This is a genomic window from Paenibacillus sp. FSL R5-0766, assembly GCF_037971845.1.
Classification (GTDB): domain Bacteria; phylum Bacillota; class Bacilli; order Paenibacillales; family Paenibacillaceae; genus Paenibacillus.
On the sequence record NZ_CP150227.1, the window covers coordinates 3,715,240 to 3,740,474 of the forward strand.

Consider the following 25,235-nt stretch of genomic DNA (forward strand, 5'->3'; position numbering starts at 1 on the left):
AATTAATCTTATTTCCCGCTGGCCTTATCCAAATCAGTTGCTCGATATATGGAATTCAAGTAATTCGAAATCGATGAAGTATCATCAATGGAGGTACGCATTGCAATGTAACCGTCGGGACGAATCAATATGAGTTCTTTATTTGTTACATCGTAAATTCGATAGGCATTACCTGCTGTGTCTATTAAACCTTCCGCCGCCCCCTCCATGCTGGATGGCAGGATATAATGTATATGGAGTTCGTTGTTGGTGAAGTTCATTAGCGAAGGATCGATGCTGTTTGCAAAAGCCAAAAGCGTCCAGTGTGGGCCTCGCAATAGGTCAAAGAGACTTCCTGCAAATCCGGTGCCTTGCAGGCCCCTAGCATTAGGAGCACGATCCCCAGGAAATGAACGGGTAGCATTTGTTCGAGCAGGATGACGGGTAAGCGAACTTGAGCGATAGGAAATGAGTAGCCCACTCGTCAGATCGTCGGATATGCTGCTCAAAGTTTGGGACAACCCTCCGCCTTCAGTCGCCGTTCCTATGACCACGCCCATCTTCTTCGTGCTGTCCTCAAGAACAGATTGAGCCACTGGGCGGCGCTCCTCATCGTACGTGTCGAGTAAGGCAGTGTCCGCTCCCCGCATCACAGCCGCCAGCTTCCAGCCGAGATTGTACGCGTCCTGCATCCCCGTATTCATGCCTTGACCACCGGCCGGCGAATGAACATGAGCAGCATCGCCGGCAAGGAAGACCCGGCCGTTACGGTAACATTCGACCATACGAACGTTGACCCGATAGATGGACAGCCAGGAAGCATCCGTGAGTCGAACACGTCCAGCCCCGGCGCGACGGTCAAACATGGCTTGATACGCCTCTAGCGACGGCTGCTCTGGTTCTTCGATGTCTTCCGGAATTGTAGCCTGCAGTTGCCAAATATCGGATTTTGGCAGCGGCGTCACCCCGACCATCCCCTCCGAAGAAGTCCAGATATGGATATGGTCACGATCTAACCCTTCCAATCGTACATCGCCAAGATACCATCGCTCATGATCGTGTGTTTCCCCAACCAGCGGTAAGTGAATAAATTTGCGGATATTGCTTTTGCCTCCGTCAGCGCCGACTACATAACGAGCGCGAATTTGCTCTTCTCCTTGTGGTGAATTCACGGTTATCGTTACACCATCCTCATCCTGAACAAGACTTATCGCTTCCATGCCCAACTCAACTTGACCATCAAGCACTGCATATCGGTCGCGCAATGCTTTTTCCACATCATATTGAGCAATCCAGACCGGATCACTATAGGGTGTTTCAAGTTCGGGGCTGGCTGCAACGGTAATAGCCGGCTTGTCCACACTCCTGCCATCTGCGGTATAATAACGAACAGGCAAATCCACAACACCTGTGTCCATAATGTAACGAACGGCCTCCAAATCATCAACAACCTCAAGCGAGCGGGGCTGGATTGCTTTGGCGCGAGAAGCAACGTTAAATAAGGAGCTTCGTTCAATAATACGATGGTCCACGTTTCGACGGGCAAGGTCACAGGCAAGTGTAAGCCCTGTTGGTCCGGCCCCGACAATAAGAACATCAACAAAAGACGGCTTGCTATTCATGAATAGAATCCTCCTTGTTCATTGATTTGATATGCTACATTTGTTATACTACACCGTGCAGTGTAGTTTGTAAACAGAACAGAACTCCAATCAATTTCTGATGGTATACCTATAAGGGGGCAACGTAAGAATGGATCATACGGAAAACAAGAAAATACGCAAAGGCTCTTCAGACAAAAGAGCTAAAATTATGGCGGCAGCACGAGACCTGTTTCTTTCCGATGGGTTTGATCGATCCAGCGTCGATGCGGTCGCAGCTAAAGCGGGAGTTTCCAAACGGACAGTTTATGATTATTATGGCGACAAACAGAATCTACTGCTTGCCGTTGTTGAAGAATCCAGTTTGGCGGTTCTGGACATGATTGAGCAAGGAATTTCAGATCACCTCTTGGAATTCGAGGATATGAAGCAGGCGCTCATCTTATTTTGCGAACAAATTGTAGCTTCTGCGAACGGTTCGTCCGATTACATGGCTTTGATCCGTCTGGTTACGGTGGAAGCCGCTAACCTGCCAGACTCTTTTTTTGAAAGGCTGGATAACGCAACTGAAAAGGGGATTATCAGGAGGTTTACAGAGTTTGGACAAACCGGATTGCTCCATGTGCCCGATCCTGAAATGGCTACAAAGCACTTTGCTGCATTAACGTTTTTATTGGTATTTAATCAACCTGGAAAAACAGAGGCATTCGAAGAGGAACAAACCAAACGTATCATCACTGAAGGTGTACGCGTTTTTCTTTGTGCTTATGGACCTCGTACCGTTTAAAACGAAAATCAACCATCATACTGATTGCGATTTTGTTCAAAAAATAAAACAGGAACCGATAAAACCCGCAATAATGTTCCCAAGTACACCGCCCGGTACGTCCCGCCCAATCAAGTCTCATCTTCCTGCTGGTGGAGGAATCTAAATCGCTTGTGCTAAGATGGGTGTGGCGAAAACAAGGCTAGATAGGGGTGTACAGTTGAAGAAAATCCTAGTCATTGATGATGAAATCGCAATTCGAGATTTAATTGAGCTGGTGCTAAGGCGAGAAAACTACGATGTGCAGACCGCAGAGGACGGCAAAACGGGTTTGCAGCTGCTCGACTCTTTTCAACCCGATATAGTGGTACTTGATCTGATGCTGCCTGACTGCTCCGGATATGACCTGTGCAAGGAAATTACCGGGAAACGTGCCGTTCCTGTGATCATGCTCTCAGCCAAAAACGAGGTAATCGACAAGGTGTTGGGACTAGAGATAGGGGCAGAAGATTACATGACCAAACCTTTTGACAACCGTGAATTGCTCGCTCGGATCAAGGTGATTCTGAGAAGAAACGAGAGCAAGGAAGAATCAAGTGAAGGAACAGAAGTGAAATCTACACGCATCATACATGAAGAGCTGACATTTGATCTGGAAAGCCGCAGGGTGTTGAAAAACGGTGAACCCGTGTCTTTAACGGCCAAAGAGTTCAAAATTCTGGAAACGTTACTCAAGAGGCCAGACAAAATCTTTACCCGGGATGAGCTGCTGCAGATCGGATGGGGATATGACTTTATGGGAGACAGCCGCAGTGTGGATATGACCATCATGCGATTACGGAAGAAGTTGGAGGATAACGCGGACGAACCGAAGTATGTCAGGACGATTTATGGATTTGGCTATCAACTTGGAGGTGGCGAGGCCTGAAGTATGCAACCCGGTTACTGCTGAATTATTTATTTTTCTCCGTGCTGTCCTTTGGCATTATCATTTTTGCGGTGAATAAAGCCATCGATTACTACAGCTTCATTACCATTGAGAAACAGATGATGGAGAAAGCGGATCTGTCCGAGTTGTCCTTCCGTGAGGTGTTATCACAGCATAGGTCATCTTCAGGAGAGCCCCAGACCAAGGAAATTGTCAGACTTGCTCTGGAGAAGCTGAAAGCTTCAGGCAAGGAAGTACGTATCTATGACAGCTCCAAGCAGTTGCTGGGCTTGGCTGTGGATGGCATCATCATTAATGATGGCAAACCTCTTATTTTTGAAACAAATATTGAGAAAGCCCTGAGCGGCAGTTATGCCTACACCGTCACGGAAGATCATCTGCTTTATTTTGCGACTCCCATTCAGGATCAATTCTACGAAAACGCTTATGTGTATGAGTTCGTGGAGGACATTTCCTACTTTTATGCGATTATGGATCAAATCCGTTATATCCTGTTTGTCGGCGCAGGCGGATTTATTATACTGATTACGTTATCCAGTCTGTGGATCGCCCGCAACACAACCAAGCCGATTAAACTGTTGCTTGGCGCTGCGCAAAGTTTCTCCAGACAGGAGTTTCGGAGAGTCCAACTTAACCGGAAGGATGAGCTGGGCATGCTGGCAGATGGATTGGATTCCATGGGGCGGCAGCTTCATGATTACATTCAGTACCAGAAACAATTTGTCTCCAACGTATCTCACGAGTTAAAAACACCCTTGGCAGCCATTCGTGGTTTCTCTCAATACTTGGTTGAAGGGGAGAACGAGAACAAGGAGCTGCAAAAAATCTATGCCCATCTGCTGCAGGAATCGGATCGGCTGACGCGCTTGATTAATGAACTTTTATTGTTATCCCGATTCGACAAGGCTGGTTCTAACGAACTAGAAGTCGAGACAACGGAAATGAATGAACTGATTCAGCAAGTCGCAACGAGTATGGGTGCCAAGGCCAGAGATAAAGGAATCGAGATCATGGTTAGTAAAGTGGAGGGAGGATCAACAGATGGAGGTCTGACAAGAGTCTACGCCGATGTCAATCCAATGTTGATTTCCCATGCGATCGCGAACCTTGTGGACAATGCCATCAAATATTCAGGCAGTCCATCGCTAATCGAATTGAAGTTGGAACATACACCAAGTGAGGTAGTTATACGGATACGTGATCAAGGGATCGGTATCGCGGGCGATGAGCTGGAGAGAGTGCAGGAACGTTTTTACCGGGCGAAAAATGCAAGTACAGCGAACGGTTCAGGTCTTGGACTTTCCATTTGCAAAGAGATTGTAGAGCGGTTTAATGGATATATCGACATGGAAAGTCAAATCGGGGAAGGAACGACCGTTACGATTGTTTTGCCTCGTGCGTAGACCTGCATCTAAACCCAAGCCTAAATAATTAACGTTACAAGATTGGTACATTTCTGTTATGAGACTAACAAATGTTTTATTTATAATCACTTCATAAGAACAAATCACACATTTATGGAGGGATCATGATGAAATTGATAAACAAAGCAACAGGTGTTATCGTACTAGGTGCTCTACTAACGGTGGCATTAGCGGGCTGTCAGTCCAGTGATGCTACATCTCCAGCAACCGGACAGAACACAGCGAATGAACAAAGCAAAGGCGAAGGAGCAACCAATTCTCCTGCGCCTGCTTCCGAAAGTTCGGAAGAAAAGGGTACTGAAGCTATTAAAGAAGGTTCGATGGAGAAGGAAGGCAATGTGGTGCTGAAGGAGCTTGCTTTTGTCTATAATGAGCACACCATCGCGATTTCGGATACAGCGAACGAAGATCAGATGGAACAGATGCTGGGCAAACCGGATAACCTGAAATCTCATACGTACAGTGCCGACGATGGAACCAACATGGATACGTTAATCGGTTTTACAGAAAAGGTCTATACGTATCCTGGTCTGGAGATTAAAACAATCAGTATACCGGAAGGAAAACAAGACTCCATCTTTCATATCGAAATCACAGATCCTAAGTACACGACAGTGCGAAACATTAAAACAGGAGATAGTCTGGATACACTCAAAGACGCCTACCCCGAGGGGAAACTGCTTGGTGATGGAGCCCCTAATGAGGAGGATGACTTCCGTTACGAGCCATCCAATTATGTGGATGTAATGTCGTTTCATATCAAGGATGCCAAGGTGGAGAGCATTCAGATCTACAGCCTTTTGGACTAATATTAAGTCGAAGGACAAGAACATAGTCCTATTGAAGTCGCTAATTTAGCGGCTTTTTTGCTGTAATCGCATCTTTATGGGACGTGATCTATGAATGAGCTTCATGCTAGTCTAACATGATTTTCTCGTTTACCATTTGATAGTAATACTCATCCATCTGTTCCGCCGTAACATCTTCTTCAAGATGATATATCCACCACGTCACAAGTAAACTAATGACCCCTGAATGATATTCGGCTAAGAGTTCTATGGGAGGTGAAAATGGTTTACCTCTTCTTTTTAGTTCCAGAAAATCTCTTCTGGATATATCTCCGATATAGTTTTTGAAAAAGTCAGTAAATCCCTTGTCATTCTTCTGGTTCTGAACAATCGGCTCCAGTAAATTCTCCAACATGAATCTAGATAGGCTTTGCAAGGGCTGCCGAAGCCGATCTTCTATACTCATTTGCAAATAATCCTGAAGAACCCACGTAAGGGTAGCGGATAACAGCGCAAATTTATCATCAAAATGTTTGTAAAACGTTGTACGGTGAACCATCGCTTTGTCACATATCTCATTAATCGTGATATTGCTGAATAGTCTGCCTTGCTCAGATAACAGATCTTTAAAGGCCATAATTAATAATTTATGAGTCCGGGCAACTCTTAAATCAAGCTTTTTTTCATTGATTTTCATCTACACCACTTCCATATCGTAGTTTAACTATATACCAACGCTATATTGATTCTTACTATAAAAGAAATTTTGATTATATATTGGTATTATAAGTAATATTTTGATTGATCTACAAGTGTAGATTAAAATCTAGTTTCTAGAAAGGATGAATCTCCGGTGTCTGACATGAAAAAAGCTGTGGTGATCGGAGCAGGGATTGCTGGATTAATTACTGCAAGAATGTTAGCTGATTATTATGAGGAAGTATGTGTGATTGAGAGGGATGAATTCCCTTCGGAGCCAAATAACCGGCAGGGTGTACCTCAATCTTTTCATCCACACCGTGTACAACCACGCGGCGCGCTGATTATGGAACATTATTTCCCAGGTTACAATGACGAATTGATAGCATTGGGGGCAATCTCTTCACATGATGAGAAGCTTATAGTTACTAATCGATACGGTACATTAGTTAACAAGGAGGATCCTTCTTCATTTAAAATTGCATCGTGCAGCAGAGCTTTGCTGGAATGGGTGCTGCGCAAACGACTCCAGGACATTTCTCATGTAAGCATCTTAACCAGCTTGGAAGTTACCGGGCTAATGGTCTCTGAAGATCAGCACTCCATTACAGGAATTTACACAAAAGAAAGAAAAGGAGAGAAGCGAGAAGAACAACTTCTAGCAGATATGGTTATTGATGCCTCTGGTCGTTCCTCCAAATTGATCAGATGGCTTGATAAGATTGGATTGTCTGTGCCGGAGCCGGAGGTACTGAAGGTATCTCTTGGTTACAGCACTCGTTATTACAAAATAAAATCCTCTATTCCAAATGAATTCGTGATGTCTGATTCAGATCCTGAGCAAGGTATTCGTGCAGGCATATTTACCCGCATTGAGGATGGTATCGTTGGACTCATTCTTTTCAATGCTGGAGGAGAGCAGTATCCGTCCACTCAGCCCGAAGAGTTTCAAGATCAAATCAAGCATCTATTTGCTTCAGATAAAATTGTGAAGTTAATGGAGCAGTTAGAGCCATTGCAAGGGCCTAGGGGGTACCGTATTTCCAAGTCTGTTCGTCAGCATTTTGAACTCATGGAAGATTGGCCCTCTGGTTTACTCGTCCTTGGTGATGCATTTTGCAGCTTTGATCCTATTCATGGACAAGGTATCACCGTTGCTGCGATCGAAGCTGAGACTATAGGAAAGTCTTTGGAAGCACAGCGCTTGCATCCCGATCCGCAGTTTGAACGGAACGTATTGCTTCGTATGCAGCAGGCCATCGATCCGGCTTGGTGGCTTAGTTCCGTGGCTGACCTGCGTTGGAGAGGGGTAGAACATGGTGGGCCTTATGAACTGAAAGGAGTGGATTTTGCTCAGAAATATATCAACTTATTTACGAAGCAAGCGATGAAAAAAGCGGATCAGGAAAAAGATAACCATCTCTTTTTTATGCAATTCCTGATGAATGCGCTGATCCTTCCTCCAAGTGAATATTTTAATAGTGACGTGCTGAACATGATCCTGAACGACAATGGTTTAGAAGAAGAAATGGAATTAAGGGCTGAGATTGGTGTACAAGATCCTGATTTGTTCCAGCAAAGATTGAATGAGATTCTTCCATCATTTGAACTGGAGTATGATGAGCAGATTAAAAAACTGCTGGAGTCACTTCAGCCTGCGATGAGCTAACCCATGGATTTATACAGGTATTACCAGCTTACTTAACCCATGGAACAGGCCCTCAAGAGGAATTTGACTTATCATTAATAGTCTCATGGCCGATGATGCTATATCTGGACTTTATGAGAAAGGGATCAAAAGATGAACTCAGCTCTAAGCACAAAATAAAAAAAGTTGCTATAATAGCGACTTTTTTTATGTTTTGGGTATGGTACAGGATGGTGATTCTTCTGGGCAGCTTCTCTTTAGAAATATTTTTATGTTGCTTATTCCTTATAAGAATAATTATATTAACAGCGAAGTGGTCCGTGTATTCCCGAGAAAACATGCAGTTGTGATAAGAGCTCACAATGGTACAGAAATTCTAATTCATATTGGCCTTGAGACTGTATCCATGAAGGGTGAAGGATTTACCACACATGTTACCGAAGGAAAAAAGTCAAAGCGGGGGATTTGCTTGTAACCGTTGATCTAAATTTGGTGAAAGAAAAAGCAAAAGATATCATAACCCCACTTGTTATCACAAATGCCGATGTAATAGAACATGTAGAAAATCCGATTTCATCTGGAAATGTGACTGCTTCAGAGCAGATAGTTTTATTGGTGACAGCGTAAGCGTAATTTTTAGTGCCTCATAAGCTAGAGGTGAACCTCTAGCTTATTTATTGATTTATTGAGCAAGGAATCCCTTGTTCGTATTGAGACAAATCACGGACACCTAACTGGTTTTTCAGAGCTACTTGTAGTACTTGAGAAAATTTATACTATTCTTTTTGACCATTTCATCTAACCAAAATGGGACTGTAAGGGTATTTAGTCTTTACCAGGTCCGTGATTAAATTTAGTACCTTTTCCAATAGCATAGAATTGACCGCCAGCCACATAGTGTATTGTACGCAATTCATCAGGAGCATCATCAAAAATCCAATGTCCGTTGTTGAATACTCGATCATCACTCCAAGCACCGACAATTTCACCCATGAAAAGATCATGTTCTTGTTCATTTTCAGCATTTGGGATAACCTTGCATACTAACCAGCCAGCGGAACCTTCAACTAGTGGTAAATCAAATTCTTCTTGGTAAAAGATTGGGATATTATCAAGTTTGTTGTCCATTTCTTTAGCGCTGTGCCCACCAACATACAAGACCGTTTCCATTTGTTGAACAGTTGGTACATGTACTACATAGTAACCACTCTTTTCAACGAGTTCACGTGTGAGAGCTTGTTTGCCGATGTAGGCCATCACTTTATTATTTCCCACCAGACCGACCCAAGCAGCTGCCATTACATTTTCTATCCCATCGTGTTTAGCAGAAATCATGGTTGTTGGACCTACTTGCAATAAACGGTATGCTTTCTTTAAATCAACAGGCTTAATTGCCATTATTTGTTCACCTTTTCATTGTTAGTTTATTTTCTTGTTGGACACTTTATTGATAAATATGAATTAACGATTAAGAGACAAAAATGCTCTTCCTTCATTCCAGGCATTTCCAACTTTATCTCCTAAAGTGAAATAGCCATTGCTGAATGAATCAAAAAACAACATGCCTGTCTTCTTGGCATCAATTTTACCCTTTTCATTTAAGACCGATTCATCCACTGCTATATTGACCATTCTGCCGACAATTGCATGGATATGAGTACCTCTTACAATCTCTGTAAGTTCACATTCGATTACCACAGTACTCTTTTCAAGAATAGGTGCATTAACGTATTTGCTCTTGGTAGCTTTCAAACCTGTTTTTGCGAATTTATCTGGATCTCTATACCCTGACACTGAGCCAAAAAAGTCAGCTTCCTTCATGAGATCTTGAGTGGCCAGTCCAACCGTAAAGGCACCCATTTTTTCGATATTTTCGTGCGTCTTTTTATTTGTACCAACACCCAAATTGATATATCCTCCGTGATTCATCGTGCACCAGTGCAAATTCATCACATTGACAGTTCCATTCTCATCGTAAGTAGATATCATCAAAAGTGGCATGGGATAGCCATAACCAAAAGCACGTGGACTGAAATCTTTCATAGCTTAAAATACCTCCGTTCATCTATGAGGTATAGTATAATTGAAACATGAAAAAAGAATAGTATGCACTTTTTAGTGAGATACTATCATAAAGGAGAGTATTAAATGATTCCAATTAAAACAAAAAATGAAAAAGAAGACAGTAATGAGTCATTTGTGTATACTTTATCGCTTATAAGTGGTAAATGGAAATTACATATCTTATTCTTACTGTTGAAGGAAGATATTATGCGTTACGGTGAGTTGAAAAAAGCGCTTCAAGGAATTACTCACAAAATGCTTAGTAATCAATTAAAAGAGCTAGAGGCAGATTCGCTCATTACACGCCATGAATACTCACAAGTACCACCTAAAGTTGAGTACTACCTTTCAGAACGTGGCAAGTCCCTCATCCCTGCTCTGCAAGAGCTTTGCAAATGGGGAGTAGATCATATAGATGATGAACAATAAGTCACGAGTCATTCACTTAAAGTGTTATCTTTTATATTGATGAAACAGCCAAATTAAAAACCTTTTATATGAGAGTGAGTATGACCACCGCATTAAATAGTGAGAAACCCGGGTGAATTATAACCCTGGGTTTCTTTTCTTTTCAAATGAAAACGTACAAAAAAAGAGGACGAGAAGGCATCTCTTTTCAGGTGCACTTGTAGCATAAAGTACAAAACAATAAGAGAGTGAGTGTAAAAAGGGGTGACTCCTGACTTACTTTAAGGAATATAATATGTTTACCAATTGAAGGAGTGAATGTCTATGTCTCAACCGAATACCGGAATCAAAACGATAAAGCTTGAAATGGAATATTATGGGGAACCATTTATAGTATATCCAACATTGTTATGGGATGAACAGAATGTAGTACTTGTTGATACGGGGATTCCTGGGCAATTGGAACAAATCCGAACGTTACTCGAAATAGAAAATTTCGGTTTAGAGAAGCTGACGCATGTCATCATTACACATCAAGATGGGGATCACATTGGCAGTCTGCCGGAACTACTTCAGGCAAGAAGAAACGAGGTGAAGGTACTCGCACATGAGGAGGCTGTACCCTATTTGACCGGAGCCATTCCGCTTATCAAAAGTAAAAGTTTCGCACCGTCCGTGCACGTTCATACAGCATTAAAGGATAGAGACATTCTGCCCTTGGCAGGTGGTATTCAAGTCGTCTTTACACCAGGACACACACCAGATCACATGTCGCTATATCATATCCCAACCCAAACGTTAATTGCTGGTGACGCTTTAAATTCGAAAGATGGTCGTCTCTTGTCCTTTGATGACGAAGCAATCTAAATCTTTTTTAATGGAATAACTTATCATGATGAAGTCGTCATTTTGGGCGGCTTTGTTTATTTTGTTGACTATTTATGAGGGGTAGTAAAAGTAAAGTTACCCTTGAGCTAGCATGCAGCAATCCCTTAAAACACTACTGCTATGATTGGAATGATTGTGATCATCATCTTAATGATTATGACGCAAATTGCAGCAACACGAGGGAAAAAAGTAATGGAAAGAGTTTAACGTAGTCATCCCGTTAAGAGCCATAACGACCAGAAAGAACGAGTTCACTCTTATAGCTCTCGTTCTATATTCGTCATTTGTTTGAAAACTTCTCGTCCCAGCCATTCTAACAGGAAAGTAACAGGAACCTGAGTGGTGATGTTAGTGGATTCGTAATACTCTTCTTTTACATAATAAGGGATACTTACATCAGAAATTTTAGCGATGGTGGATTGGCGATTGTTCGTTATCGCTACAATTTTATTTTTCTCCTGTTTGATCCGTTGGAGATAAGATAGAACATACGGGTTTTCGCCTCGCGCAGATAATGCAATCGTCACGCTGTCTTTTTGCATTTTGATATGAACAGGATAATGAGGATCTTTTATGTACACGGAGCAGATCCCTAGATTTGAGAAAAATCTGGCTCCATATTCGCCCATGATTCCGGAGCTCCCGATACCAATAAAAATAACGCTACTGGATTTAGCAATTAACTTTGCTGCCATTGGAATTTTCTCCTCCAGTTCAGGAGCTTGAGAACGCTCAACAAACTCATACACAGCATGATGTGGACTTTTCAACTCCTGCTTCGTTAGTTTATCTTTTTGGGAAAGGAGCATCTTGAGTTTTACTTTAAATTCCGAAAATCCCTCACATTGATTCTTTCTGCAAAATCGCATAATGGTGGCTGTAGATACATGAGTTTCATCCGCCAGTTCTCTGATACGCATGTATGCCACTTTTTCCATATTTTGAGAAATATAGTTATATAAAGATAGTTCCAATTCGTTATAAGATGAGATTTGCTCATTGGTGAACATGGATATGCACTCCCTTAGACCATAATAATAAATAACCTGCTTAGGCAGTATACATTATCCCCTCCTAAAAAACAACGCGTTACATTTTTGTCACAAAAATCATATTTGTGTCAAAGGGAACTAAACACATAAATAATATATATTCTTCTCCGATCTGAGTAACATGACGTTATAACATATGTCTGATACTTCCATTACTTAGCCTGGTGCCAGATCCTGCTTTTTCAGAAGAAATGATGGGTAAAGGATTTGCCATTCAACCTGATGAAAGACGTGCGGTTTCTCCAGTTACCAGCACAGTGATTTCTGTTTCCAAGAGCGGACATGCTATTGGCCTCGTAAGTGATCTTGACGAAGAGATGCTGATTCACATCGGAATTGATACAGTAAAGCTGAAAGGCCAATTTTTCTCGTCAAAGGTACAGGCAGGAGCAAAAGGTATCCGTGGGCGAGCTATTGATGGAATTTGACCGTGAATAGATTGAAAGGGCAGGTTACAACATGATTATACCGGTCATTATTACGAACATGGATCAATATACGTACGTGTAATCGGCTGGTCGTACCCATAGCGGCAGTGATTCCAAAGCATCTTTGGAAACGCTGCCGTTTTTCTTGGTGCTGCAGAGTAAAACAAAAAATATGTTTTTTCAAAATACTAAAACACTGCGTTACATTCGAGAAACAAATGTGATCTCATGTTATTTCAAACTAAAATACCGAAAGGTATATATTTATTTGAATAATAAAAGTAACATAAGTTGTGCAAAATAAAATGTTTTACAGACGAATAAGCAGGAGTACTCTTTTGAGAACCTCTTATGGATTTAACACTGAAGGGTGGAACACGAATGAGTCTAACCATTCGATTAGGGGCTATTTTTCTGTGGGAAAGTCTCTAGCTACTAATTTAATAGTAAGGTTTATATAGGAATTGGTTTTGTCCCAGATGACTAAATGTAGAATAGATCTGATGAATATTTAATTTATCTATTTTTCTAGAAATACAGAAATGAGAAGGTGAAATTGTTGAAAAATATGTAGAAAATAGGACAAATTGAAATCAAGAGGAACTTCTATATATTCTGGAATTATATGATCATGCATTTAGAAAAGCCATTAAAATATAAGTAAGGAGCAAGATGATGAGAAAAAATATTGGAGCAAAATCTTATGTGTTACCACAACCGGTTTTTATTATTGCAGCGTATGACGAAAATGGAATTCCGAATGCTATGGCTTCTACATGGGGTGGCATTAGTAATGAGAATGAAATTTCAATCTGCATTAGTTCAGAACGAAAGACGTTAAAGAATATCATGCTGCATGGTGCATTTACCGTAAGCATGTCAGATGCATCTTTTCTTGAGGCATGTGATTATCTTGGAAATGAAACTGGAAATGAGGTTCCAGATAAATTTGCAAGAGCTGGATTTCATGCAGTTAAGGCGGATTTTGTCAATGCCCCACTGATTGAGGAACTTCCATTTGCGTTAGAGTGTAAAGTGAAAAGTTATGATGAAAAAGAATGGCGCATGATTGCTGAAATCGTGAACATCAGTGTTGAAGAGAATATTCTGAATGAGAACGGTAAAGTCAATCTGGATAAATTCAGTCCGCTTGTATTTGATCGGGGGAGTAGGAATTACCATAAGATCGGAGAAAAAGTAGGAAATGCTTTTGAGGATGGACTGATTCTTAAGAACGGGTAAAGATCAGTTTGAATGGAAAAAAAATTTAAATGTTATAGAACTGGTATATGAGAGAACGAAGGCTTATCCTTCTACACATTGAAAGTCGCTATTCTAGCGGCTTTTTTAGTGTGCCCAACATGGGCACTATCTATAGGGTTAAAGTCCCGAGTGGTGAAGGTAGTAGTAGCCATAAGCTTAAGGCAAGGGTGTCCACCGCGAGGTCAAGTCTGAAGGAAGTAGGCGGTAAAACTCTGGTGTCAGGAACACGAACGACAATGGTTCAGAAGAAGAGATGGAATTAAGGGCTGAGCTTGATGTACAAGATCCTGATTTGTTCTAGCAAAGATTGGATGAGATTCTTCCAGCATTTGAATTGGAGTATGATGAGAAGATTAAAAAACTGTTTAAATCACTTCAGTCTGCGATGAGCTAATGGAGCCCTTTTGTTTAATGAAGTCGTCATTTTGGCGGCTTTTTTTGTTTTGTTATTTCTTATGAACATAAAGCAAATCTTTTGAAACGATGTGTTACTTTTTTGTTACAAATGTGAATCTGTGATACCTAGTACTAAATACGAAATAACATGTATTTTATGAATGAATCTATGTAACATAAGTTGTGAAAACAAATTCATGATAAAAAAACCGATAAAGCGAGATTTGTTTTATATTCAGATCAGCTGAAGGTTTAAAAGAAAGGTGGGCTTACCAAATGAGTCAAACATTTCAATTTCCTAAAGGTTTTTTGTGGGGGGGCTCCGTCGCTGCAAACCAAATTGAGGGTGCATATCTAGAGGACGGGAAAGGACTATCCATTCAGGATATACTGCCAAACGGCATTCAAACACCTCCAATGCCAGAACCAACAGAGGATAATATGAAGTTAATCGCGATTGACTTCTACCATCGATACAAAGAAGATATTAAACTCCTTGCCGAGATGGGTTTCAAAGTTTTTCGCACGTCTATAGCTTGGTCCAGAATCTTCCCCAAAGGGGATGATCTTGAGCCAAACGAAAAAGGTCTCCAATTTTACGACGACCTTTTTGACGAGTGCAGGAAATACGGTATCGAACCACTAGTTACGATTTCTCATTATGAGACTCCATTACATCTCGTTAGAGAATACGATGGCTGGGCGAATCGAAAAATGGTCGATTTCTATGAACGATATGTGCGAACCATTTTTGAAAGATATAAAGACAAAGTAAAGTATTGGCTTACATTTAACGAGATTAATTCGATTCTGGATCACCCGTTTGTAGGTGGTGGGATTAACACACATAAGGATCAACTTAGCAAACAGGCTTTGTACCAAGCGGTTCACCACGAGTTTGTTGCTAGTGCACTGGCGGTGAAAATAGGGCATGAGATTAACCCGGAGTTCAAGATTGGTTGTATGGTCATCGCTATGCCAATTTATCCATTGACTCCTGATCCTAATGATATGATCAGAGTAATGGAAGCTGATCATAAGAACACAGGTTTTACAGATGTTCACGTGCGTGGTTATTACCCAGGTTACATGAAACGTTATTTGAAAGATAACGGGATTACCATTCATTTTGAACCAGGCGACGAAGAAATTTTGAAAAACACCGTTGATTTTATTTCCTTTAGCTATTATCAAAGTTGTTGTGAAACAGCTGATCCTACAAAGCAAATTAAAGGTGAAGGAAATCTGATTGGTGGTGTTCCAAATCCGCTCTTGACCGCGAGTGATTGGGGTTGGCAGATCGACCCTCAAGGTTTACGGTACATCATGAATGCAATGTATGATCGTTATCAGAAACCAATGTTCATTGTTGAAAATGGTTTAGGAGCCGTAGATGAACTCATCACGGACGAACATGGCAACAAAACAGTTATTGATGATTATCGCATTAACTATTTGAAGGAGCACTTGCTTCAAGTGGCTGAAGCCATTCAAGATGGTGTTGAATTAATGGGATATGCTTCATGGGGTTGTATTGACTTGGTGAGTGCAACAACCGCAGAAATGAAAAAACGGTATGGATTCATCTATGTGGATCGTCATGATGATGGTTCAGGAACATTGGAACGTTATCGTAAGAAGTCATTCCATTGGTATAAAGATGTCATTCAGAGCAACGGGAGTAGCTTGTTTCGTGAATAGTGACAGGCACTAATGTTGAAAAAACGCTTTATTACATCTCAGCGTACAGGCCTACAGAATAAAACTAAGAAAGGGCCGCCAGTTGCGGCTCTTTCTTATTCTAATAATTAATATTTGAACGATTAGGGAGCAGAAGATGAGAAAAAAAATGTTTTTAATTATTGCATTATTTGTTGCTACATTGAATTTGCGCCCGGCTATTAATTCCATATCTCCGCTGTTAGATACGATTCGGGAAGATCTGGGTATGAGCGCTGCACTAGCTAGTTTGCTAACTTCAATACCTGTACTATGTATGGGCGTATTTTCACCTTTTGCCGTCAAAGCAAGTGGGAAATGGGGAATAGAACGAATCATTGGCTATTCCCTGATTGTGGTGGGAATCGGAATAGCCACTCGGCTATTTACACAGTCTACGTTCGTTTTACTTTTATCTGCATTGATCGTAGGTATCGGGATCGCTTCGATTGGCCCGTTAACTTCAGGTTTTATTAAAAAGTATTTTCCCGCTCATGTCCCATCTATGATTGCACTCTATAGTATTGCCATCACTGTAGGGGCTGCCGTCAGTTCAATGGTATCCATTCCCTTAGAGGCATACTTCAATTCTTGGCAGATAGCAGTAGGAGGGTGGGCAGTAATTGCTTTTGTAGCAGCGATCATTTGGTGGATCATGGTGAAGCCGCGATCTGAATCTGCTCATGTGAGTGAAATCAAAGAACGTCCGCAAATTAAACTTCCCTGGGGAAATAGAAGCGCATGGACGCTTACGCTTTCATTTGGATTAATGGCTATGTTGTTTTATTCTTTTACAGCGTGGCTCCCGTTAATGATTCAGGAAATGGGGTATAGCAAATCCTATGCAACGCTTTGTCTGACCATATTTGTTGTCATCCAAATCCCGATTAGCTTTGTACTTCCTGTATTATTGAAGAACTTTCCTTCAAGAAGAGTATGGATGGTTGGTGAATCTCTGTTCATGATTGTTGGGTTGATTTTATTGATGGTGAATTTCATACCGATGGTTTCCGTTGTTCTCTTTGGAGTTGGAGCAGGGGGCTTGTTCACTTTAAACCTGATGTTACCGATTGATTCTACAACCAATGTAAACGATGCAACTTCCTGGTCAGCGATGCAACAATCTGCCGGGTATGTCATTGGAGCATTGGGACCAATATTGCTAGGTTGGATTCATGATGCTTCCCATAGTTTTAAACCAGCTATAATTGGAATGATTGTGATCATCATCCTAATGATTATGATACAAATTGCAGCAACACGAGGTAAACAAGTAACGGAAAGAGTCTAACGCAGTCATGCAGTTAATAGCTATAGCTACCTAAAAGAGAGTCCAGATGACTCTCTTTCTAGTGCGTATTTTTAGAAAGAACTAGTTCTCTCTTATAGCTCTTATTCTATATCTGAAATTAGATTGTAAACCTCTTGACCCAGCCATTCTAACAGGAAAATAACAGGAGTGTGAGTCGTAAGATCAGTGATTTCGTGATACACTTCTTTTACATAATATGGGATACTTATATCTGAAATTTTAGCCATCGTGGACTGACGATTGTTCGTTATCGCAATAATTTTATGTTTCTCCTGTTTGATCCGTTGGAGATAAGGAAGAACATACGGGTTTTCACCTCGCGTAGATAATGCAATCGTAACACTGTCTTTTTGAATTCTGGTATGAATGGGATAATGAGGATCTTTTATGTACATAGAGCATACCCCTAGATTCGAAAAAAATCGGGCTCCATACTCGCCCATGATTCCTGAGCTCCCAATACCAATAAAAATGACGTTACTGGCATCAGCAATTAACTTTGCTGCTTTTCGTATTTTTTCCTCCAATTCAGGAGATTGAGAACGTTCGAAAAACTCATACACAGCCTGATGAGGACTTTTTAACTCTTGTTTCGTTAGTTTACCTTTTTGGGAAAGAAGTATCTTCAGTTTTACTTTAAATTCCGAAAATCCCTCACATTGATTTTTTCTACAAAATCGGAGAATGGTGGCTGTAGATACATGAGTTTCATCGGCCAATTCCCTGATACGCATGTACGCAACTGTCTCCATGTTCTGAGTAATATAGTGATATAAAGATAGTTCCAATTCGTTATAAGATGAAATTTGCTGACTGGTAAACACGGATATGCACTCCCTTAGGCCATAATAAAAAGAATAGGTAACCTTCTTAGGCAGTATACATTATCCGTTTCTGAAAAACAACGTGTTACTTTTTTGTTACAAAAATCATTTCTTGTCAAAGCAAACTAAACACAAAAATAATATATATTTTCTTCTCAGATCTGAGTAACATGACGTTATAACATATGTTTCGCACTTCCATTAAAACTGGCTAGACGCGTCCCTGGTCAGAGACAAAGGTGGCAACGAATAAACCCCAAACTACCCTTAACTAGTTCAAGTTTCAAGCTTGTTGAGCTTCCTTAGTCTGATTGAGAATATCACAATAGGTATCAAATGAAAAACATAATGCGTTTATTTTGCCATCCTCAAAAATTTATCTTTATTACTTTATTATACTTCGAAGGAGCCCTACATCATGGATAAACAACAATTGTCCAAAGATATTCTTAAGCTGGTTGGTGGCGAAGAGAATATTGATCAAGTTACTCACTGTATGACTCGACTCAGATTCAATCTAAACGATATTAATCAAGCAGACAGAGCAACATTAAAGAACACACCTGGCGTTATGGGAGTTACGGAAAACGGTGGACAGTTTCAGCTGATCATTGGCAGTGAAGTTTCCGAAGTGTACAAAGCACTAGTGAACAACATGAGCAAGAACTCTAACGCAGGGAGTGCTCCAAAAGGTGGAAAGAAACAAAGGAATCCAATCAGCGCATTATTTGATTTCATTGCGGGCATGTTCACGCCAATCCTGCCGGCTATTGCCGGAGCAGGGATGATCAAAGGAATCGTTTCCATTATGGTGGCTCTTGGTTGGATGACAAATACAAGTTCGACCTATATCATTTTGTCCGCTGTTGGTGATGGTGCATTCTACTTCCTGCCTATTATTCTGGCCGTTAGTGCTGCGAAGAAAATGGGGAGCAATGTTTATGTGGGAGCTGCACTAGCGGCCGGCCTCATGCATCCAACCATTGGAGCTTTGTTTCAAGAGGGGAATACGTCGTTTGCAGGCATTACTGTTATTGCTACATCCTATGCTTCATCAGTTATTCCCATCGTCATTGCAATCTGGATTGCTGCTTACGTGGAGAGAGCTATTGAACGTATCACTCATTCTTCACTGAAACTGATTGTTGTACCAACCGTAACGTTGCTTATCATGGTGCCACTAACCTTGATAGCGATCGGACCACTGGGTGGCATTATTGGAAACGGTTTATCTGGAGGTATCAGTTGGTTATTTGATAACGCATCCATTTTGGCAAGTATTTTGATTGGGGGCACGATGTCTGTACTAATTATTACAGGCATGCATTATGCGCTGTTGCCGATTGCAGTGGGTTCGATTGCAACATTTGGTTACGATTTTATTGTTCCGTTAATGTTCGCAGCTAATATGGCACAGGGCGGTGCTGCTTTCGGTGTGGGCTTCAAATCCAAAAATAGCCAAACCAAATCATTCTCTTATTCTACAGGACTTACTGCTCTTATGGGAATTACGGAGCCCGCAATGTACGGAATTAACATGAAATTCAAAAAGCCATTTTTTGCAGCGCTTATTGGGGGAGCAGTCGCCGGGGCGTTTCTGGGAACCTTTTCTGTTAAAGCCTATTTCATTGGTAGTGCAGGTCTTCCGGGGGCTACCTCATTTGTCGGTCCAGACATTAGCAACCTGCTCTATGCACTGATTGCTGCTTTAATTGCATTTGTTGTAGCTAGTGTAATTACTTATATTCTGGGCTTCCAAGAAGAGGCTGCCGCACCATCAGCAATATCCACAACTACACCTGTAGTAGCTGAAGACACTAAATTACAGGATGAACAAATATTCAGCCCCATGAATGGGGAAGTTAAGCCACTTAGCCTGGTTCCAGATCCTGCTTTTTCCGAAGAAATGATGGGTAAAGGATTTGCCATTCAACCTGCTGAAGGACGTGCAGTATCTCCGGTTAACGGCACAGTAATCTCTGTATCCAAGAGTGGACATGCTATTGGTCTCGTAAGTGATCTTGGCGCAGAGATGCTGATTCACATCGGAATTGATACTGTAAAGCTGAAAGGACAATATTTCTCACCAAAGGTACAGGCAGGAGCTAAAGTATCCGTAGGTTATCTATTGATGGAATTTGACCGTGAAGAGATCGAAAAAGCGGGTTACAATATGATTACTCCGGTCATTATTACGAACATGTATCAATATACCGATGTCCAATCGGCTGGGCGTATCACAATTAATGAAAAAGAATTGATGTACACAGTCAAAGCCTAATTTGATGTTATTAATAGCGGCAGTGATTCCAAAGCATCTTTGGAAACGCTGTCGTTTTTAATAATATTAAAACACTGCGTTACTTTTAAGTAACAAATGTGATCTCATGTTAATTCAAACTAAAGCGCCAAAATGTATATATTTATTTGAATAATAAAAGTAACATAAGTTTTGCAAAATAAAATTTATTACAGACGGATAAGTAAGATTACTCTGAATATGGAGAAATCTCTTATGGATTCAACATTGAAAGGTGGAACACACAAATGAGTCAAACCATTCGATTAGCGGTTGTTTTAATGTGGGAAGGTCTTTAGCTACTAATTCAATAGAAGGGGCTTATATAGAAAATGGTTTTGTCCCATATGAGTGAATGTAGAATATTTATTTTAGTGAATAGTTAATTAATCTATTTTTCTAGAAATACAGAAATAAGAAGGTGCAATTGTTGAAAAATATGTGGAAAATATATTTATTAGCTGTAATTAGTTTTCTTAATGGCGCATCAGAATATGTTATTGCCGGGATCCTAGACAAAATTGCTGAATCTAGCAACATTTCAGTTTCTTCTGCTGGACAGCTAATTACAGTGTTCTCTATAGCTTTTGGTGTAGGTACTCCTTTTTTAATTGCTTTTACATCTAAATTAGACCGAAAAAAACTCTTAGTTTATGCATTAACTGTATTCTCTGTTATTAACATTTTAATTGCAACGATAACAGGATATGAGATGCTTATCGTAGCTAGAATTATTTCAGCACTTAGTGCCGGTGTTATTCAGGTTACGCTTCTCACTCTTGCTGCGGTTTTGGCTGCTCCAGGAAAACAAGGGAGTTCAATTGCTACGGTTATTATGGGGAATAGTACGGCATTAGTTATCGGTGTACCCATAGGCAGGGTTGTAGCTTCACATTATGATTGGAACATCATATTTATTGGTCTTGGAGTAATAGGACTTATTCTCTTATTCCTAGCGCTGCTGATCATCCCCAAAGTAGTTGCTGAAGAAGTTGTTCCTTTGCGTGTTCAGTTTAAATTCATCATGCAACCGCGTATAACAGCAGCGTTACTGATTACGTTTGTGTGGTTAGGCTCATATTCCATTTTATTTACGTACATTTCACCGTATCTCCTTGATATATTTAGCATGAGTGATCAAGGTGTAACGGTCGCCCTGTTTATATTTGGTATCGCTAGTGCCATTGGTTCCAAAATAGGAGGACTCAGTACAGATAAATGGGGCACATTCCGTACACTAGCTGGTGGAATGATACTCCATGCCACTGCATTATTGTTGTTCCCGTTTATAGGCCAATCCATATTTCTTCTATATATATTACTTATTTTCTGGGCAATAGCAGCCTGGTCCTCAGGTACGCCAATCCAATTTCAGCTTATAAGTCTCGCTCCCGCTGCTTCAGGCATTGTACTTAGTTTGCATAGCGCGATTGGACAAGTTGGAATGGCTGCCGGAGCTGGTATCGGGGGTATTGCTGTCAACCACAACTTGTTGAACTACATTCCATGGATCGGTGCGCTTGCCCTTGTGATTGGCATCGTAACAACGTTGCTTGATAACTCCCTATCTAAAAGAAAACAAACGAAACAATCTTTGCAATAAATAAACACTTGTATCATCTTCGTTTGTTACATGCTCGTTAACGATGTACGAAACCTCTATAACAATAAGAAAGCGGCTGACCCAAGTGATCAGCTGCTTTCTTTGTTTTATAATTCAGAACTCATTAACCCAATGATAGTAGGCCCAACTGCACCAAAGTCTGATGGGATTAAGTCGCAGCGAATGAAGCCGTGGACACGATCTCGTCAAGCTTATCGACAAGTTCCGCATACATTTATGTACCGATTGAGGCGAGTACTAACCTCCAAGCCTTGTTACACCACAACTAACAGTACGATAATTCCGAGAAAAATCAGCCAGCATACTGGGTGACCGAAATTTAATCCCCAGCCGACTCCGAATCTTTTCTCAACGATTAGGTTTGGATCCTTCCAATTGAAATAAATCATACCTAATAGCCATTTATCATCATCATGGACAGGTCTGAAATTGGAGTGATCTGCCGATTGCTCCAATCGGCTTCCGCCCTGACCAGCCCAGAACGATAAGGCTAAGGCGTATAGGATGATAAAGGCTATTATGATTAGGACAATGGGAATAGCGAAATTGATGTTAAGCAGAGATATCATATTTAGTTGCACGACGGACAACAGGATAACTACTAAGAAGCTTGCTGTAATCATAAAACCTGACCAAGTGCGGCGGAAAGTTACGTCTTGTCTGATGGAACGGTTCGGATCAGTGGGTTGAACCTGCTGCTTCACTCTGCGAATACTCCAATTCTCAAATATGAACACAAGTATTAAGAACACTTGCATTATCGTAGGCATAAACACAGAACTATAAGATTTAGCTGCATAGCCGTCTACGTTCCAACTGCTGTTGTAATGGATCGGAATCTGGTCAGGAATTAGTTCGTAGTTGAGTAGCACAGTTACAATACCAACAACAATAATGAAAACATGGATGAGGAACCACTTACTAGACAAGCTAATGTTTCTTTTCCGAAAACCAGTGTCCACTGCCATGATCGATGGTTCAAGAGCAATAGGCAGCATAGGTAGTAAACTTCTCATTTTGAAATGGTAGCTAATGTTTATGACTAGGGAGATTACGACCATGGCGAGTGAATAAGTGACAATGATCCAACTTTGTTGCTTGGAATGTTCATCACCGTATATTAGGCAGATGATACAAACAATGAATAGGATGGTATGCAAGGTAGCACTAATCTTAGCATATGACTTCCGCATTTGGCGCAGAGGTTCGCTGTGAAATTGTACAGCGCTGACGGTAACCCCAAAACTAATCGTCTCTCTTGTTAAATAAGGCATGCTTACCATGAGTACAATGGTAGGTACAAATACAAAGATCATTACTATAACAGGCATTATCGTCATATCTTTCGCCTCCTCTTATACATAAGTGTGTATTTGAAAACTCTATAACCTTTAGAGCATATGCGATGCATCACTATGTCTTTTTGCGTATGATATCCTTTTAACTTAGGGTAGGTAATCGACTTGAATATAAGTTAATTATAATCGATTTTAGTGGATATATGGGTGAAATTAACATTTGTCAGACCTTTTTGCTACGCAGCGATACTCATCTGACAACTAAATTATGGTAAGTACATCTGTTTAAAATTCTATGTAGGTAAAGGGCAGTAAGGTTTAGTTATAATCAACTTTTATCACCATAAAATAAAGATCACTTGGTAAAATTGTGAAGTGAAAATCACATTAACTGGAGTGGATACTATGCTTTCTGAATAGGAGAAAATTTTTTGTTAAACTAAGGAGTAGGTTAGTGTAATTTCCCGTTTTAGATAACTTTATAATATAAACAGAGTTCAAGACATGAATACAATAAATGGAGGGGTAGGATTGAACAAGTATGTGTTACATATAGTTGCAAGTGTAGTTTGCATATTGTTACCTGCTGTTGGTCTCTTATATGTTTTGTGGGATAGCCACCAACCCAAAATAGGTCCTGTAGGAGACGGAAAACCGAATTATCCTTCAATATCTCAATGGATATCTATTAGCTCTTCTTTTATTCTTGGAGTAGTTAATTTACCTCTTTCCATAATTCGATATAAACAAAAGGCTAAAGAAGATATTAAAAGTTAATGCTTTATTACGCTAACGTAAAAATTATAATTGAATATACGACGAAAATGAAGCTGCCTGTGTTAGCCGGTGCAGCCTTTATTACGTTAACGAGCAGGATAGATGAATTTTGCGAATGTACGCCAGGTATGCGAACGATAAAAACATAAACTTTTAAGATTAAAGACATGCTACAGTCTTCAGAATCGCAGAATTCGTCAAAGGAAGTACGATCGCAGAAAAAAGAGGTCGAACCCGTCCCAATTTTATGGCTATCAGGCCTTCGATGGTGAAGTGCCTTCATGCACAAGATACGATCATAATCCATTAAACCGGAAGGAATATCTCTTACATGTCTTGAATCACGATAAATCTGAATTAAAGCTGGAGGCGAATGAGATGTTGGAATTAGAGTTTACGACTATAGAGGAGTGGGATGAAGCATTGTGGGCGCGGATGGAGCGAATCTATCATGAGGCTTTTCAAAGCGGCGCTAAGACAAAAGCGATTCTCCGCAGTATGCTGGACCGGAGGATTGGTTATTTACACACGGGCGTGCATCATGGAGAAGTGGTTGCGATGGCTGTTACTGGACTGGAGGGGAAGGTTGCGGACCGCATCCTGATCATCGATTACCTCGCGGTTGAACAGAAGTTGCGTGGGTGGGGCATAGGGACCTGGATGTTAGAGCAGCTCAGAGCCTGGGCGTTAAGGGAGCACCGGATCAAAGGTATGATTATCGAGGCGGAGTTCGGGACAACAGAGGCTCATCAGGAACGCATACAGTTCTGGCAACGCAACGGGTTCATCCTAACCTCCTATGTCCATCAATATAGAATGGTGCCAGAGCCGTATCAGGCAATGATGCTGCCACTGGATACAAGTACGCATGTGCCTGATGATGGTGAAGCACTGTTTCGTTATATCAATGCTTTTCACAAGGTTGCTTACCGAAAGAGTTAGACCGCATTCAAGGGGGTTGTGGAAATGAATGAGGATAAACATTCTCTTTTGTGTTTCGTTTAATGTAAGGACCATTAAAAACGGACA

General features: G+C 40.9%; 23 protein-coding genes and 1 pseudogene. 17 read left to right on the top strand and 7 right to left on the bottom strand.

Annotated features, from left to right (window positions below):
* Nucleotides 1–8: 8 nt before the first annotated feature.
* Nucleotides 9–1,601, bottom strand: a complete 1,593-nt coding sequence (locus tag MKY66_RS16020) for an FAD-dependent monooxygenase (protein ID WP_076210451.1) — start codon at nt 1,599–1,601, stop codon at nt 9–11.
* 130 nt (nt 1,602–1,731) lie between these two features.
* On the opposite strand from MKY66_RS16020, the gene MKY66_RS16025 reads away from it, so the two are divergent.
* From MKY66_RS16025 to MKY66_RS16040, 4 genes are all read left to right on the top strand, one after another.
* Entirely contained in the window at nt 1,732–2,367 is a 636-nt protein-coding gene (locus MKY66_RS16025; RefSeq protein WP_076210449.1) for a TetR/AcrR family transcriptional regulator, read from the top strand.
* Between the two features lie 199 nt (nt 2,368–2,566).
* The gene (locus tag MKY66_RS16030) at nt 2,567–3,274 is read left to right on the top strand and encodes a response regulator transcription factor (protein ID WP_076210447.1); all 708 of its coding nucleotides are present in this window, start codon (nt 2,567–2,569) and stop codon (nt 3,272–3,274) included.
* Nucleotides 3,275–3,345: 71 nt separating this feature from the next.
* The gene (locus MKY66_RS16035) at nt 3,346–4,698 is read left to right on the top strand and encodes a HAMP domain-containing sensor histidine kinase (protein WP_256704205.1); all 1,353 of its coding nucleotides are present in this window, start codon (nt 3,346–3,348) and stop codon (nt 4,696–4,698) included.
* A gap of 125 nt (nt 4,699–4,823) precedes the next feature.
* Nucleotides 4,824–5,528 (top strand): hypothetical protein, encoded by a 705-nt coding sequence (locus MKY66_RS16040; RefSeq protein WP_256704204.1) that lies wholly within the window; start codon nt 4,824–4,826, stop codon nt 5,526–5,528.
* 106 nt (nt 5,529–5,634) lie between these two features.
* Here MKY66_RS16040 and MKY66_RS16045 read toward each other — a convergent pair whose 3' ends face one another.
* Nucleotides 5,635–6,204, bottom strand: coding sequence for a TetR/AcrR family transcriptional regulator (locus MKY66_RS16045; RefSeq protein ID WP_076210441.1), 570 nt, complete (start codon nt 6,202–6,204; stop codon nt 5,635–5,637).
* Nucleotides 6,205–6,369: 165 nt separating this feature from the next.
* On the opposite strand from MKY66_RS16045, the gene MKY66_RS16050 reads away from it, so the two are divergent.
* From MKY66_RS16050 to MKY66_RS16060, 3 genes and pseudogenes are all read left to right on the top strand, one after another.
* Complete coding sequence (locus MKY66_RS16050) at nt 6,370–7,875, top strand: FAD-dependent monooxygenase (RefSeq protein WP_076210870.1); 1,506 nt, start codon at nt 6,370–6,372, stop codon at nt 7,873–7,875.
* 250 nt (nt 7,876–8,125) lie between these two features.
* Nucleotides 8,126–8,340, top strand: a pseudogene (locus MKY66_RS16055) (PTS glucose transporter subunit IIA); the annotation flags it as partial.
* A 6-nt stretch (nt 8,341–8,346) separates the two neighbouring features.
* On the top strand, nt 8,347–8,481 hold the full coding sequence (locus MKY66_RS16060; RefSeq protein WP_305956054.1) for a hypothetical protein: 135 nt from the start codon (nt 8,347–8,349) through the stop codon (nt 8,479–8,481).
* Between the two features lie 198 nt (nt 8,482–8,679).
* Here the strand turns inward: MKY66_RS16060 and MKY66_RS16065 are convergent, their stop codons facing one another.
* Together MKY66_RS16065 and MKY66_RS16070 are read right to left on the bottom strand one after the other, a co-directional pair.
* A complete protein-coding gene (locus MKY66_RS16065) occupies nt 8,680–9,252 on the bottom strand; it encodes a flavin reductase family protein (protein ID WP_076210437.1) in 573 nt (190 codons plus the stop codon).
* A gap of 63 nt (nt 9,253–9,315) precedes the next feature.
* Nucleotides 9,316–9,897: a flavin reductase family protein gene (locus tag MKY66_RS16070; protein ID WP_076210435.1), complete on the bottom strand. Its 582-nt coding sequence runs from the start codon at nt 9,895–9,897 to the stop codon at nt 9,316–9,318.
* 105 nt (nt 9,898–10,002) lie between these two features.
* Here MKY66_RS16070 and MKY66_RS16075 point away from each other — a divergent pair, with 105 nt between their 5' ends.
* Together MKY66_RS16075 and MKY66_RS16080 are read left to right on the top strand one after the other, a co-directional pair.
* Nucleotides 10,003–10,347 carry a helix-turn-helix domain-containing protein gene (locus MKY66_RS16075; protein WP_076210433.1) on the top strand — a complete coding sequence of 115 codons (345 nt, stop codon included), beginning with the start codon at nt 10,003–10,005 and terminating at the stop codon, nt 10,345–10,347.
* A gap of 303 nt (nt 10,348–10,650) precedes the next feature.
* Nucleotides 10,651–11,193 carry an MBL fold metallo-hydrolase gene (locus MKY66_RS16080; RefSeq protein ID WP_076210431.1) on the top strand — a complete coding sequence of 181 codons (543 nt, stop codon included), beginning with the start codon at nt 10,651–10,653 and terminating at the stop codon, nt 11,191–11,193.
* A 278-nt stretch (nt 11,194–11,471) separates the two neighbouring features.
* Here the strand turns inward: MKY66_RS16080 and MKY66_RS16085 are convergent, their stop codons facing one another.
* Entirely contained in the window at nt 11,472–12,224 is a 753-nt protein-coding gene (locus MKY66_RS16085) for a MurR/RpiR family transcriptional regulator (protein ID WP_076210429.1), read from the bottom strand.
* 206 nt (nt 12,225–12,430) lie between these two features.
* Here MKY66_RS16085 and MKY66_RS16090 point away from each other — a divergent pair, with 206 nt between their 5' ends.
* The 4 genes from MKY66_RS16090 (at nt 12,431) to MKY66_RS16105 (ending at nt 17,363) form a co-directional block, all read left to right on the top strand.
* On the top strand, nt 12,431–12,694 hold the full coding sequence (locus MKY66_RS16090; RefSeq protein WP_076210427.1) for a PTS glucose transporter subunit IIA: 264 nt from the start codon (nt 12,431–12,433) through the stop codon (nt 12,692–12,694).
* 672 nt (nt 12,695–13,366) lie between these two features.
* Nucleotides 13,367–13,936, top strand: a complete 570-nt coding sequence (locus MKY66_RS16095; protein ID WP_218639186.1) for a flavin reductase family protein — start codon at nt 13,367–13,369, stop codon at nt 13,934–13,936.
* A gap of 693 nt (nt 13,937–14,629) precedes the next feature.
* The gene (gene ascB / locus MKY66_RS16100; protein WP_076210423.1) at nt 14,630–16,054 is read left to right on the top strand and encodes a 6-phospho-beta-glucosidase; all 1,425 of its coding nucleotides are present in this window, start codon (nt 14,630–14,632) and stop codon (nt 16,052–16,054) included.
* A 136-nt stretch (nt 16,055–16,190) separates the two neighbouring features.
* On the top strand, nt 16,191–17,363 hold the full coding sequence (locus tag MKY66_RS16105; RefSeq protein ID WP_076210421.1) for an MFS transporter: 1,173 nt from the start codon (nt 16,191–16,193) through the stop codon (nt 17,361–17,363).
* Nucleotides 17,364–17,464: 101 nt separating this feature from the next.
* On the opposite strand, the gene MKY66_RS16110 is transcribed toward MKY66_RS16105, so the two are convergent.
* Nucleotides 17,465–18,208: a MurR/RpiR family transcriptional regulator gene (locus MKY66_RS16110; protein ID WP_076210419.1), complete on the bottom strand. Its 744-nt coding sequence runs from the start codon at nt 18,206–18,208 to the stop codon at nt 17,465–17,467.
* 418 nt (nt 18,209–18,626) lie between these two features.
* Here MKY66_RS16110 and MKY66_RS16115 point away from each other — a divergent pair, with 418 nt between their 5' ends.
* Both MKY66_RS16115 and MKY66_RS16120 read left to right on the top strand, forming a co-directional pair.
* On the top strand, nt 18,627–20,489 hold the full coding sequence (locus tag MKY66_RS16115) for a beta-glucoside-specific PTS transporter subunit IIABC (protein WP_076210418.1): 1,863 nt from the start codon (nt 18,627–18,629) through the stop codon (nt 20,487–20,489).
* 457 nt (nt 20,490–20,946) lie between these two features.
* Nucleotides 20,947–22,110 (top strand): MFS transporter, encoded by a 1,164-nt coding sequence (locus MKY66_RS16120; RefSeq protein WP_076210868.1) that lies wholly within the window; start codon nt 20,947–20,949, stop codon nt 22,108–22,110.
* A 275-nt stretch (nt 22,111–22,385) separates the two neighbouring features.
* On the opposite strand, the gene MKY66_RS16125 is transcribed toward MKY66_RS16120, so the two are convergent.
* Nucleotides 22,386–23,471 (bottom strand): DUF5808 domain-containing protein, encoded by a 1,086-nt coding sequence (locus tag MKY66_RS16125; RefSeq protein ID WP_076210416.1) that lies wholly within the window; start codon nt 23,469–23,471, stop codon nt 22,386–22,388.
* Nucleotides 23,472–23,960: 489 nt separating this feature from the next.
* Here MKY66_RS16125 and MKY66_RS16130 point away from each other — a divergent pair, with 489 nt between their 5' ends.
* The gene (locus MKY66_RS16130; RefSeq protein WP_076210414.1) at nt 23,961–24,206 is read left to right on the top strand and encodes a hypothetical protein; all 246 of its coding nucleotides are present in this window, start codon (nt 23,961–23,963) and stop codon (nt 24,204–24,206) included.
* Nucleotides 24,207–24,584: 378 nt separating this feature from the next.
* Nucleotides 24,585–25,148: a GNAT family N-acetyltransferase gene (locus tag MKY66_RS16135; RefSeq protein WP_076210412.1), complete on the top strand. Its 564-nt coding sequence runs from the start codon at nt 24,585–24,587 to the stop codon at nt 25,146–25,148.
* The last annotated feature ends 87 nt before the right edge of the window (nt 25,149–25,235 follow it).